Here is an 11,570-nt window from a genome sequence, read left to right as displayed (position 1 = left end):
TCCCCCCGTATGCACTACTGGCAAAGTACGGGACGCAGAATTTTAGGGCTGAGTAGTAGATGTGTCAAGAAATATACAACAATACTCTCATCACCAAGACATTTGGCTGCGGTGTTTTTCGGTTAATTCAACGAAGTGATTATAGCCGATGACAGTGATCTTGTGCGAAAAATGACCAACCAGGCCTCTGGCCTCCAGGTCATCCTGCAGTGCATAAAGGGATATGGGGGCGTTGAGCAGCAATTCAAGATGCGCACTCCCGGCCAGGCCGGCCAGCACGCCATCCTGTAACAACAGCAGGTCATCGCCCGCTGCCGCCAGGCGCAGCAACGCAGGTAAATCGCATTGAGTGGGGGAACGGCCAAGGGTATACAGCATCAGGATTTCCTAAAAAGTCATCACCGCATCATAGTCGGCTAACTGTTGACGCAGCGCATCCGGTGCCAATACCTCGGCGTCCAGCACCCAGTCGGTCACCTGACTCAGACCGCGTTCCTGCAAGGATGCCTGGCACAGATAACACTGCTCAACGTCATACAACGGCAATACGCCAAAGGTGGCAATGTAATTGCGAGCCAGAATTTTTTCCGGTTGCTGCCCCGGCAATAGCTGCAACACGCCATCACCGATAAAAAACACGCCCAGATCGTCGCTCAGCGCCGAAGTGGCCAGTAACGCATCCAACCCTTCCCTGCCGCCGCTACTGCCGTGCGGAGCCTGGGTAAAAACAAAAGCGACTCGTTTCATAAATTCTCTTAGAACTGTACCAGGCGGTCACTGCTCAGCGCAGCCTCTGCCAGTGAACCTAACCCGCTGAGGATAAAACCCGGCTGCAGGTTTGCCGCAGCCAGCCCCTGCTGAGCCGCTTCCTGTTCATCGGTCACCCCACGTCGCAACGCAGCCGCCACGCAGACATTGAGCTCAACACGGTGTTGCTGTGCCAACTGCACCCAGCCGCGAACCAAATCGAACTCATCACCGGCGGGCGCCGTCAGTTGGTTGGCGTTAAACACCCCTTCACGGTAAAAAAATACGCTGGAGAGGCGGTGCCCTTTCGCCAGCAAAGCCTGAGCAAACTGGTAGGCACTGCTGGCCTGCTGGGTACCATACGCCGGCCCGGTGACCAAAAGGCAGTAATTCAGCATCAGCGGTCAGTTCCCACCAAATCGCCGCTTTTGAACTGGCGGATGTACAGATACACGGTGTGCTTGGAGATATTCAGACGATCCGCCACCTGGTTAATCGCATCCTTGATGTCAAAAATGCCTTTCTCGTAGAGGTTCAGCACCACCTGACGATTTTTGGCATTGTTGGAGACGTTACGATCGGCATTAACTTCCTCAATGGTGAACTCCAGCGTTTGAGCCACCAAGTCGTCAACGGAAGACGCAAAGTTAACCGAAGGAGCCACTTCCTGAGTTTCCGGCGGCATAAAGGTCTGCATCACCTGAGAGAAAGGCACGTCGAGGTTCATGTTAATACACAGCAGGCCGATCACCCGCTGATCGTGGTTGCGAATGGCGATAGTCACCGACTTCATCAGCACACCGCTCTTGGCGCGGGTAAAATAGGCTTGCGATACACTGCTGTCATTGCCGGCCATGTCATGCAACATGCGCAGCGCCAGGTCGGTGATCGGCGAACCGATTTGCCGCCCGGTATGCTCCCCGTTGGCAATACGTACCGCCGAGCATTTCAAATCTTCCAGTGCGTGCAGCACAATCTCACAGTGCCCACCGATCAACATCGCCAGGCCATCAACCACGGCTTCGTAAGACTTCAGAATTTCATGATCCGTTTGGGTAAACGGACGTTCGTTCAGCAAATCAAGTTCGCTGGCTTCGCTGGATAAAAGCGAATTAGACATCGAAAATACCACCCTCAAAGATCGCCTGTGCCAGGGGGCGCAGCTAAAACTGCTCGTGCGGGCTTCTTCACTCCCCGGGATTGCTCAGGGTGTGCGAGCTGGCTGATATCAGTATGAAACAGCACGACATGCGTCCGCCGACCTTGACGGCCAGGAACAGTTTTAGGTACACGCCCTAAGGGGCAGGCGCATGACTTATAAGTCCGGATAATTAGTCTAGCAAAACAGCCAGAGTAAAGTCCTTGCGTTTGCGCGTGGTATTGACGTTAAGCCCGATGCCCGGCAGGCGTCAAGCAATCAGTGGAGGAGGAAGTGAAAGTTACGCCCGATTCGGCAGGCTGAAATGAACACCGCCGCGAAGAATGTTCGCGGCGGTGTGGGGACTCAGGCAAACTTACTGTGCTTTGGCATCAGCCGCTGCGTCAGCCGGTTTCTCAGCCTTGGCGTCTGCTTTCGGCGCGGCTTTCACATCCAGCAGCTCAACGTCGAACACCAGAGTGGAGTTAGCCGGGATACCCGGGACGCCAGTTTTACCGTAGGCCAGCGCCGGTGGGATAACCAGCTTGATTTTGCCGCCTTTCTTAATGTGTTTCAGGCCTTCAGTCCAGCCTGGGATCACGCCGTCCAGACGGAATGACAGTGGCTCGCCACGGGTGTACGAGTTATCAAACTCGGTACCGTCGGTCAGGGTGCCCTTGTAGTTCACCACAACGGTATCGCTGTCTTTAGGCGCAGCACCGGTACCTGGCTTCTCTACCTGATACAGCAGGCCAGACTCGGTTTTCTTCACGCCTTTCTCTTTAGCGAAGGTGTCACGGTACTTGGTGCCTTTCGCTTCGTTATCTTTCGCGTCCTGCTCCATCTTCGCCTGAGCAGAAGCCTTCACGCGCGCTTCAAAGCTCTGCAGGGTTTTTTCGATATCTGCGTCGTTCAGCTTGCTCTTGTTGGCGAAAGCGTCCTGAACGCCTGAGATCAACTGGTCTTTGTCCAGTTTAATACCCAGTTTTTCTTGCTCTTTCAGCGAGTTGTCCATGTAACGGCCCAGGGATGCACCCAGTGCGTAAGCCGCTTGCTCGTCGTCACTCTTGAACTTGCCAGTGCTTGGTGCCGCGTCGGCAGCTTTAGCCGCTTCTGCTGGTTTAGCTGCATCGGCAGCCATGACCTGGGTCGCATTCAAAGCAAAAGCCATGGTGGTTGCCAGAAGCGTGACTTTAAACAAAGATTTCATCCATTTCTCCAGTGTCTGAAGCGATGCCCCAAACAATCATTAAGTAAGATAACCGGGCTACTATAGCTGTCCGAAACAAAACAAAACAGTCACACAGGTAACCAATCGAGTCAAAGTGTGACTCCAGCTTTAAACAGAAGTTTCGTTTAATGTGCTACCCATATGATAAATCAGATTTTTCCACCATCTGACGCCCAACGGTAACAAATCCGCCCAAGGTAAGCGCTCTATTTTTCAGCACTTTACACAGTGCACCAACACGCTCGGTTATCGCCCCAACGGAACGGGGTGAAATAGCGCAGCGCAAAGCCGGCGGCAGCTGTTAACATAGCGTCAGATTCAGGATTAAACCGCGTCAGAGGTAGCACCCATGCACAACGCCGATAACCAAAGCCTGTTACTGCGGCTTGAAGAATTGGAGAGCCGTCAGGCCTTCCAGGAAGTCACCATCGAAGATCTCAACCAGACCCTGGTACAGCACCAGCTTGAAATGCTGAAATTGCAGGAACATCTGCGCGTGCTGACCGATAAAATGCGTTCGACCCAGACGTCGATGATAGCTTCGCAGTCGGAAGAAACACCGCCACCACATTATTGATAAACCATAAAAAAGGGCAGCCCCAGGGCCGCCCTTTTTTGCCGTTACTGCGCTGCGATTAGTGGCAGCCGCAACCGCCGTTACCACAACCGCCTTTCTTGGCTTGATCCTGGTCATGCGCATGGTCATGATCGTGATCGTGGCCATGACCGCCGCAGCAGCCTTCACCGTGTTCATGGTCGTGGTGATGATCGTGCTCGCCGTGTACGTGGCCGTGCGCCAGTTCTTCAGCGGTAGCTTCGCGGATCGCGACAACTTCCACGTTGAAGTTCAGGTTCTGACCCGCCAGCATGTGGTTACCGTCAACCACTACGTGATCGCCGTCCACTTCGGTGATTTCGACCGGCACTGGGCCCTGATCGGTATCAGCCAGGAAGCGCATACCCACTTCCAACTCGTCAACGCCCATAAAGACGTCTTTCGGCACGCGCTGCACCAGGTTTTCGTCGTAGTTGCCGTACGCATCGTTAGCGCCAACATTCACGTCAAAACGATCGCCCGCTTCGTGGCCTTCGAGAGCTTTTTCCAGACCTGCAATCAGAGAGCCATGCCCGTGCAGATAGTCCAGCGGCGCACTCACCGGAGACTCATCAACCAAAACACCGTCTTCTGTACGTACTTGATAAGCCAGGCTGACCACCAAGTCTTTTGCTACTTTCATGATATCTCCTACCGTTGGATACTTGGACGCAACCGTCATGGGGGCTGCGCCTTAACCGGACAGATTGTATCGGAAATCTTTCCCGCTGTACCCTCCAGCATAAAAAATCGCGCTCGATAACGCTACTCCGGATGGAAAATACCGATCACCTGTTCCTGCGGCCGGACGTGCTTTTCTACCTGCTCTTCGGTCTGCCGCTGATGATGGCCGCACTTAACGCACTCCACCACTTCAACCTGGTCTTCACGCCAAACTGCCAGCGTATCCATAGCCTTACAGCTCGGGCAGACCGCCCCGGCGATAAATCTTTTACGTGTTGCAGACATCTCAGTGCTCCAAATTATTCGTATTCATCCCAGCCGTCGAACTGGCGACTCTCTTTTTGCATTTCTCGATGGAAAAGTTCTTCCAACTCGCGCCGCGCTTCTTTTACGCGGGAAATCTGCGCCACATCGCCGTGATGCGGAGGCATCAGCTCACGCAGCATACGCATATCCAACCGGCGGAAGTGCTGCTGCGCCCGGTAGGCCTGATGCGGATGCATACCCAGCTCCGTTAGCGCCTTGCGCCCCAGCTCCAGCGCGCTGGAAAAAGTTTCACGACTGAACTGTTTGACCCCGGCCTGCAGCAATTCGTGCGCCTCCACACGACCGCGAGCCCGCGCCAGAATGCTCAGGTCGGGAAAATGCTGCTGGCACAGACGCACGATTTCCATGGTGTCTTCAGGTTCATTACAGGTGATCATAATCGACTTGGCCTTCGCCGCACCGGCCGCACGCAGCAGCTCCAGTTCGGTGGCGTCGCCGTAATACACCTTGTAACCGTAGCGGCGCAGCACACCGACAGCGCTGACATCACGCTCCAACACGGTGATGCGCATCTTGTTGGCCATCAGCAACCGGCCGATCACCTGACCAAAACGCCCGAAACCGACGATGATCACCTGCGGGTCATCGTCCTCCACATACGGCGTCTCTTCGTCTTCATCGCGGGCGTTGTAACGGCGCGCCAGGATGCGATCAATAATTTGCATCAGCAGCGGCGTGGTCATCATCGACAGAGTGACCACCACCAACAGCAGCGCGAGTTGATCGGGCTGCAACACCTTCTGCGTGCCCGCCGCCGAGAACAGCACAAAGGCAAACTCACCGCCCTGGCTAAGCACGCCGGCAAACTGCAAACGTACCGAACTGCGCAGGCCGAAGATACGCGACAGTGAATACAACACCCCTGACTTGATCGCCACCAGCGCCACCACGCCAATCAACACTTCGGCCAGATGGGTATAGAGTACGCCGATATTTAACGCCATACCCACCGAGATAAAGAACAGCCCCAGCAGCAGCCCCTTGAATGGCTCGATTGAAATCTCCAGCTCATGGCGATATTCACTCTCCGCCAGCAGCACGCCGGCGATAAAGGTCCCAAGCGCCATCGACAGGCCAAGCGCATCCATAAACAGCGCCGCCCCCAGCACCACCAGCAGAGCGGCAGCGGTGAAGATTTCACGCACCCCGGAGGAGGCGATATAGCGAAACAGCGGCCGCAGCAGGAAACGTCCACCGATCAGCATGCCGCCGAACGCCGCCACCTTGAGTGCAATTTGTGCCCAGTCGTCACTGCTGCCCCCGGCCCCGGCCAGGATCGGGATCAGCGCCAGCGCCGGGATCACCGCCATATCCTGGAACAGCAATACCGAGAACCCCAGTTGGCCGCCCTCATTGCGGTTCATGCCCTTCTCGCGCATTAGCTGCAGCGCCATGGCGGTTGACGACATCGCCAGCCCAATGCCCCCGATTACGGCGGCCTGCCAGGCGAAATGAGTCAGATAAAGCAGCGCCCCCAGCACCGTGGCGGTAATCAGCACCTGCCCGGCACCGACGCCAAAGATGGAGCGCCGCAACTCCCACAGTTTGCTCGGGTTCAGTTCCAGCCCGATGATAAACATCAGGAACACCACGCCCAGTTCGGAAAAGTGCAGGATCTCGTCAACGTCACGGATAAAGCCCAGCCCCCAAGGGCCGATGGCGATACCGGCGATCAGATATCCCAACACTGCGCCAATGCCCAGGCGACGAGCGATCGGCACCGTGACCACCGCGGCGAACAGGAACAGTAAAATTGCGGTCAGTAAGGTTGAACCTTCCATGTTTACCTCCCTCCGCGTGGTAGCGGATTACGCAGCCAGTCGCCATACGCGGCGGCATGGCTTTCCAGCACCTCCGGCTTCTGCCTGCGCGCCCAATACACCAGCATCGGCGTCAGCCAGTGCATGTGGCACATGGCGGCGGTCAGTTCGAACGGACGCAAAATATCTTCCATCGGATAGCGGTTATAACCGCCGGTGCGATAGGCCCCCTCAGGTTCACCGGTGGTGATCACCGAGCGCCAGTACTTTCCCGCCAGCGCATTACCACCCATGCCGCTGGCAAAACCGCGCGACAGCACGCGATCCAGCCATTCTTTCAACAGAGCCGGGCAACTGTAGGTATAGAGAGGATGTTGAAAAACAATGACCTGATGTTCACGCAGCAGTTGTTGTTCGTGGTGAATATCAATAAAAAAATCAGGATAGTGCGCGTATAAATCGTGCACGGTGACATGGTCCAACTGCTGTGCCGGTCGAAGCAAAACCCGATTCGCGACCGAGTCCTGGGATTCCGGATGGGCATACAGCAGCAAGACCTTCGGCGGCTGTGACATCATTCCCCTCCAAAGCGTCGTCAGGGTAGCGGTTTTCCGTTACCATGCTCCGCAAAGACTAATAATAGGACAGTCTGCGTCCTGTTAACTTAGAACTCACTCAATTTAACATACTCTGAACATACGGCACTTTATGATTGTATTTTCCTCGCTACAAATCCGACGCGGCACCCGCGTCCTGTTGGACAACGCCACTGCGACGGTTAATCCAGGTCAGAAAGTCGGCCTGGTGGGTAAAAACGGCTGCGGCAAATCGACGCTGCTGTCATTGCTGAAGGGCGAAATGGCCGCGGACGGCGGCAGCTACACCTTCCCAAGCAACTGGGCCCTGGCCTGGGTCAACCAGGAAACGCCGGCGCTGGATATACCGGCGCTTGAGTATGTGATCGACGGCGACCGCGAATTCCGCCAGCTTGAAGCCGAATTGCAGGTGGCGAACGATAAAAACGACGGTCATGCCATCGCCACGCTGCACGGTAAACTGGACGCGCTCGATGCCTGGACTATCCGTTCACGCGCCGCCAGCCTGCTGCACGGTCTGGGCTTTTCCAACGAACAGTTGCTCAATCCGGTACGCGCCTTCTCGGGCGGCTGGCGTATGCGTCTGAACCTGGCACAAGCGCTGGTCTGTCGCTCAGACCTGCTGCTGCTCGACGAACCCACCAACCACCTGGACCTGGATGCGGTGATCTGGCTGGAGCGTTGGCTGAAGAGCTACCCTGGCACGCTGGTGCTGATTTCGCATGACCGCGACTTCCTCGATCCGATCGTCGATAAAATTCTGCATATCGAACAAGAAACCATTAACGAATATACCGGTAACTACTCTTCGTTCGAACGTCAGCGTTCGACCAAACTGGCTCAGCAACAGGCGCTGTACCAGAATCAACAAGAGAAAGTGGCGCACCTGCAAAGCTACATTGACCGCTTCCGCGCGCAGGCTACCAAGGCCAAGCAGGCGCAAAGCCGCATCAAAATGCTTGAACGCATGGAGTTGATCGCACCGGCCCACGTCGATAACCCGTTCAGCTTCAGCTTCCGCCAACCGGAAAGCCTGCCGAACCCGCTGCTGCGCATGGAAAAGGTCAGCGCCGGTTATGGCGACAAGGTGATCCTGAACTCGATCAAACTGAACCTGGTGCCCGGCTCGCGCATCGGTTTGCTGGGCCGTAATGGCGCCGGTAAATCTACCCTGATCAAAATGCTGGCCGGCTCACTGGAACCGCTGAGCGGTGAGATTGGTCTGGCAAAAGGCATCAAGCTGGGTTACTTCGCCCAGCATCAGCTGGAGTTCTTGCGCGCCGATGAATCCCCGCTGCAGCATTTGAGCCGCATCGCTCCCCGGGTGCTGGAACAGCAGTTGCGCGACTACCTGGGCGGCTTTGGCTTCCAGGGCGATAAGGTCACCGAGGCCACCGAGCGTTTCTCCGGCGGCGAAAAAGCCCGGCTGGTACTGGCTCTGATCGTTTGGCAACGCCCTAACCTGCTGCTGCTCGATGAACCGACCAACCACCTGGATCTGGACATGCGTCAGGCGCTGACCGAAGCGCTGATCGACTTCGAGGGCGCGTTAGTGGTGGTCTCGCACGACCGTCACCTGTTGCGCTCCACTACCGACGATCTCTATCTGGTGCACGATGGCCAGGTGGAAGTGTTCGATGGCGATTTGGACGACTATCAGCAATGGCTGATCGACCTGCAACGCCAGGAAAACCAGCAGGACGCGCCGGACAAGGAAAACAACGGTAACAGCGCCCAGGCGCGCAAGGATCAGAAACGTCGGGAAGCCGAGTTCCGCAGCCAGACTCAACCGCTACGCAAGCAGATTGCCAAGCTGGAACAGCAGATGGAAAAGCTGAGTGCCGAACTGGCGGCGGTGGAAGAGAAGCTGGCGGACTCCTCGCTGTATGACATCAGCCGCAAGGCCGATCTGACCCTCTGCCTGCAACAGCAAAGCCAGGCCAAGTCCGCGCTGGAAGAAACGGAAATGACCTGGCTGGATGCGCAAGAGCAGTTGGAACAGTTCACCAACGAGTTTGATCTGTAACTCAGACCCCACCTTTTAGGCCTTGTAAAAAGGCTTATCCCCCAGAATGGTCGCGCGGTGCATAATGCGCCGCTGCGGCAGATAATCCGCGTTGGCGTAATGCTGCGTCACGCGGTTATCCCAGATGGCAACGTCATTTTCCTGCCAGCGCCAGCGCACCTGGAACTCCGGCTTGGTAATGTGGGCGAACAGGAAGTTCAGCAGCGCGTCGCTCTCCTTCGGTGCCAAATCAACAATCCGCGTAGTGAAACCTTCATTGACGAACAGAGCCTGCCGGCCGCTGACCGGATGCGTGCGCACCACCGGATGCAACAACGGCGGGTTTTTCTGTACCGCTACCTGCCAGCGCTGACGTTCTTCTTCACTGCCACGGTGCTTGTGCTCCGGGAATGACTTGGTGAAGTCATGCTCCGCCTTCAGCCCGGCCAGCAATTGTCTGAACGGCTCAGACAAGGCTTCATAGGCCGCAATGCCACTGGCCCACAGCGTATCGCCACCGGTGGAGGGCAGGGTTTTCGCCGCCAGAATCGCCCCCAAAGGCGGGTTTTCGATAAAGGTCACGTCGGTGTGCCAGTTATCGTTGTCCGGCGGATTATTGTCATGGGTATCCAGCACGATAATCTCTTTCACGTCGGCGGCTTGCGGGTAGACCGGATGGATATGCAGATCGCCGAAGCGACCGGCCAAATTACGCTGTTGCAGCGGCGTGATTGGCTGATTGCGCAAGAACAGCACCTGGTGCTTCAGCAGCGCATGGTAAAGCTGCTCGAACTGGCCATCGCCCAACGGGCGCGCCAGCTCAACGTTTTCCACCAGTGCACCGATATAAGGCCCCAGCGGGGTGATACTTAAACGTTCGTTCATTGCTGTACTCCATGCCACGGGGTCAATCGGCGCTGCAAGGCACGTAACCCCAGCTCCAGCCCAAATGCAATAATCGCAATCACGCCGATGCCGGCCAGCACCACATCGGTCGCCAGAAACTCACCGGCGGATTGCACCATAAATCCCAGGCCGCGAGTGGCGGCAATCAGTTCTGCGGCCACCAGCGTCGACCAGCCGACCCCCAACCCAATGCGGATGCCGGTTAAAATCTCCGGCAAGGCGCTCGGCAGCACCACAAAGCGCAGCACCTGCCAGCGGTTGGCGCCCAGCGTACGAGCAGCCCGCACCCGGACCTGCGCCACACTGCGCACACCGGCCACGGCAGACAGCGTCACCGGGGCGAAAATCGCCAGATAAATCAGCAGTATTTTGGAGGTTTCGCCGATGCCGAACCAAATCACCATCAACGGTAAATAGGCCAGCGGCGGCACCGGACGGTAAATCTCAATCAACGGATCAAGAATGCCGCGCACCGTGTCGTTTAACCCCATGGCAATGCCCACCGGCACACCGATAATCACCGCGGCCAACAGCGCCACCAGGATGCGTCCCAGGCTGGCGGCCAGATGCTGCCATAGCGTGGCATCCATAAAGCCTTGCGGGCTGGCGATGGTAATCAGTTGATGCAACACCTGCTGCGGGGCCGGTAAGAATAACGGGCTGATCAGGTTCAGCGCGGTCACACTCCACCAGATGGCCAATACCACCAGCAGGGTGGCACTGCTCAGCCAGACGTTACGCGGCACGCTAAAACGACGGGGCGCTGCTGCAGCCTGCGGCTGAGCCCCCTCTTTGAGGGCAGAATGCAGACTCATAGCAAGGCCTCGCGCTGTTGGAAGACTTTGCCCAGCACGTATTCGCGCTGCGCGATAAATTCAGGATCGGACTTAATCGAACGGCAGGCCTCGCCGTCGGCATAGCGTTGGCCAAAGTTAAGCGTCAGGCGTTCCACCACCTGCCCCGGCCCCGGCGACAGCAGCAACAGTTCACTGGCCAGGAACACCGCCTCTTCAATATCGTGGGTGATCAGCAATACCTGCTTGCCGGTATCACGCCAAATGTTCAGCAGCAGTTCCTGCATTTGCTCGCGGGTAAAAGCGTCCAGCGCGCCGAACGGTTCATCCAGCAACAGCAGACGCGGGTCGGCGGCCAGTGCGCGGGCAATGCCCACCCGTTGACGCATACCGCCGGAGAGCTGCCAGATAAAGTGCCGTTCATAACCGGCCAACCCGACACGTTGCAACATCTGCTCTGCCACCTGACGGCGCTGCTGCTTGCCGATACCGGCCAGTTGCAGGCCAAACTCGACGTTATCCACCACATTACGCCACGGCAGTAAACCTTCATGCTGGAACACCACGCCCCGCTCGGCTCCGGGGCCGTTAACGGTCGTTCCATCAAGCGTGATGCTGCCAGCTGAAGGCTCAATAAACCCGGCGATCAAATTCAACAGCGTGGTCTTGCCGCAGCCCGAAGGCCCGAGCACCACCACCAGTTGCCCGGCGGCAATCTGGAACGAAACGTCCCGCAGCGCAGGGCGCCCCTGATACTCTGCTGAAAGGTGATTAACGTTTAACATAC

The 11,570-nt window shown here is 56.9% G+C and carries 14 protein-coding genes; 2 read left to right on the top strand and 12 right to left on the bottom strand.

Annotation, left to right across the window (positions count from 1 at the left end):
* Positions 1-90: 90 nt before the first annotated feature.
* The 5 genes from tusB to fkpA form a co-directional block, all read right to left on the bottom strand.
* Positions 91-378: a sulfurtransferase complex subunit TusB gene (gene tusB, locus BEI65_RS12170; protein WP_099063558.1), complete on the bottom strand. Its 288-nt coding sequence runs from the start codon at positions 376-378 to the stop codon at positions 91-93.
* A 9-nt stretch (positions 379-387) separates the two neighbouring features.
* The gene (tusC, locus tag BEI65_RS12165; RefSeq protein ID WP_099063557.1) at positions 388-747 is read right to left on the bottom strand and encodes a sulfurtransferase complex subunit TusC; all 360 of its coding nucleotides are present in this window, start codon (positions 745-747) and stop codon (positions 388-390) included.
* A gap of 8 nt (positions 748-755) precedes the next feature.
* Entirely contained in the window at positions 756-1,145 is a 390-nt protein-coding gene (gene tusD / locus BEI65_RS12160) for a sulfurtransferase complex subunit TusD (protein WP_099063556.1), read from the bottom strand.
* On the bottom strand, positions 1,145-1,867 hold the full coding sequence (locus BEI65_RS12155; RefSeq protein WP_165366404.1) for a transcriptional regulator: 723 nt from the start codon (positions 1,865-1,867) through the stop codon (positions 1,145-1,147). The genes tusD and BEI65_RS12155 overlap by 1 nt, the downstream gene beginning before the upstream one ends.
* A gap of 394 nt (positions 1,868-2,261) precedes the next feature.
* Complete coding sequence (gene fkpA / locus BEI65_RS12150; RefSeq protein WP_099063554.1) at positions 2,262-3,095, bottom strand: FKBP-type peptidyl-prolyl cis-trans isomerase; 834 nt, start codon at positions 3,093-3,095, stop codon at positions 2,262-2,264.
* Positions 3,096-3,465: 370 nt separating this feature from the next.
* On the opposite strand from fkpA, the gene BEI65_RS12145 reads away from it, so the two are divergent.
* Positions 3,466-3,693: a SlyX family protein gene (locus BEI65_RS12145; protein WP_099063553.1), complete on the top strand. Its 228-nt coding sequence runs from the start codon at positions 3,466-3,468 to the stop codon at positions 3,691-3,693.
* A gap of 58 nt (positions 3,694-3,751) precedes the next feature.
* Here BEI65_RS12145 and slyD read toward each other — a convergent pair whose 3' ends face one another.
* The 4 genes from slyD to kefG all read right to left on the bottom strand — a co-directional run bounded on the left by slyD (position 3,752) and on the right by kefG (position 7,057).
* Positions 3,752-4,354, bottom strand: a complete 603-nt coding sequence (gene slyD / locus BEI65_RS12140; RefSeq protein WP_085119777.1) for a peptidylprolyl isomerase — start codon at positions 4,352-4,354, stop codon at positions 3,752-3,754.
* A 122-nt stretch (positions 4,355-4,476) separates the two neighbouring features.
* Positions 4,477-4,680: a YheV family putative zinc ribbon protein gene (locus tag BEI65_RS12135; protein WP_012147237.1), complete on the bottom strand. Its 204-nt coding sequence runs from the start codon at positions 4,678-4,680 to the stop codon at positions 4,477-4,479.
* A gap of 14 nt (positions 4,681-4,694) precedes the next feature.
* Entirely contained in the window at positions 4,695-6,503 is a 1,809-nt protein-coding gene (gene kefB, locus BEI65_RS12130) for a glutathione-regulated potassium-efflux system protein KefB (protein WP_099063552.1), read from the bottom strand.
* Between the two features lie 2 nt (positions 6,504-6,505).
* On the bottom strand, positions 6,506-7,057 hold the full coding sequence (gene kefG, locus BEI65_RS12125) for a glutathione-regulated potassium-efflux system ancillary protein KefG (RefSeq protein ID WP_198404436.1): 552 nt from the start codon (positions 7,055-7,057) through the stop codon (positions 6,506-6,508).
* A gap of 133 nt (positions 7,058-7,190) precedes the next feature.
* Between kefG and BEI65_RS12120 the strand changes: the two genes are divergently transcribed.
* Positions 7,191-9,104, top strand: a complete 1,914-nt coding sequence (locus BEI65_RS12120) for an ABC transporter ATP-binding protein (RefSeq protein WP_099063550.1) — start codon at positions 7,191-7,193, stop codon at positions 9,102-9,104.
* A gap of 15 nt (positions 9,105-9,119) precedes the next feature.
* Here BEI65_RS12120 and tauD read toward each other — a convergent pair whose 3' ends face one another.
* From tauD to tauB, 3 genes are read right to left on the bottom strand one after another with little or no spacing between them, the layout of a single operon-like run.
* Complete coding sequence (tauD, locus tag BEI65_RS12115) at positions 9,120-9,968, bottom strand: taurine dioxygenase (RefSeq protein ID WP_099063549.1); 849 nt, start codon at positions 9,966-9,968, stop codon at positions 9,120-9,122.
* The gene (gene tauC, locus BEI65_RS12110; RefSeq protein ID WP_099063548.1) at positions 9,965-10,804 is read right to left on the bottom strand and encodes a taurine ABC transporter permease TauC; all 840 of its coding nucleotides are present in this window, start codon (positions 10,802-10,804) and stop codon (positions 9,965-9,967) included. The genes tauD and tauC overlap by 4 nt, the downstream gene beginning before the upstream one ends.
* A complete protein-coding gene (gene tauB, locus BEI65_RS12105; RefSeq protein ID WP_099063547.1) occupies positions 10,801-11,568 on the bottom strand; it encodes a taurine ABC transporter ATP-binding subunit in 768 nt (255 codons plus the stop codon). The genes tauC and tauB overlap by 4 nt, the downstream gene beginning before the upstream one ends.
* Positions 11,569-11,570: the final 2 nt, after the last annotated feature.

The sequence above is a fragment of the Serratia sp. BW106 genome, assembly GCF_002607755.1.
Classification (GTDB): domain Bacteria; phylum Pseudomonadota; class Gammaproteobacteria; order Enterobacterales; family Enterobacteriaceae; genus Serratia; species Serratia proteamaculans.
The sequence above is the reverse complement of the archived record's forward strand: the minus strand, read 5'-3'. Positions and strand labels throughout refer to the sequence as shown.

Coding starts and splice junctions, on each gene's coding strand:
- BEI65_RS12155 (WP_165366404.1), bottom strand. CDS start 1,867: ATGTCTAATTCGCTTTTATCCAGCGAAGCCAGCGAACTTGATTTGCTG.
- tusB (WP_099063558.1), bottom strand. CDS start 378: ATGCTGTATACCCTTGGCCGTTCCCCCACTCAATGCGATTTACCTGCG.
- kefB (WP_099063552.1), bottom strand. CDS start 6,503: ATGGAAGGTTCAACCTTACTGACCGCAATTTTACTGTTCCTGTTCGCC.
- fkpA (WP_099063554.1), bottom strand. CDS start 3,095: ATGAAATCTTTGTTTAAAGTCACGCTTCTGGCAACCACCATGGCTTTT.
- slyD (WP_085119777.1), bottom strand. CDS start 4,354: ATGAAAGTAGCAAAAGACTTGGTGGTCAGCCTGGCTTATCAAGTACGT.
- tauB (WP_099063547.1), bottom strand. CDS start 11,568: ATGTTAAACGTTAATCACCTTTCAGCAGAGTATCAGGGGCGCCCTGCG.
- tusD (WP_099063556.1), bottom strand. CDS start 1,145: ATGCTGAATTACTGCCTTTTGGTCACCGGGCCGGCGTATGGTACCCAG.
- BEI65_RS12135 (WP_012147237.1), bottom strand. CDS start 4,680: ATGTCTGCAACACGTAAAAGATTTATCGCCGGGGCGGTCTGCCCGAGC.
- tauD (WP_099063549.1), bottom strand. CDS start 9,968: ATGAACGAACGTTTAAGTATCACCCCGCTGGGGCCTTATATCGGTGCA.
- kefG (WP_198404436.1), bottom strand. CDS start 7,057: ATGTCACAGCCGCCGAAGGTCTTGCTGCTGTATGCCCATCCGGAATCC.
- tauC (WP_099063548.1), bottom strand. CDS start 10,804: ATGAGTCTGCATTCTGCCCTCAAAGAGGGGGCTCAGCCGCAGGCTGCA.
- BEI65_RS12120 (WP_099063550.1), top strand. CDS start 7,191: ATGATTGTATTTTCCTCGCTACAAATCCGACGCGGCACCCGCGTCCTG.
- BEI65_RS12145 (WP_099063553.1), top strand. CDS start 3,466: ATGCACAACGCCGATAACCAAAGCCTGTTACTGCGGCTTGAAGAATTG.
- tusC (WP_099063557.1), bottom strand. CDS start 747: ATGAAACGAGTCGCTTTTGTTTTTACCCAGGCTCCGCACGGCAGTAGC.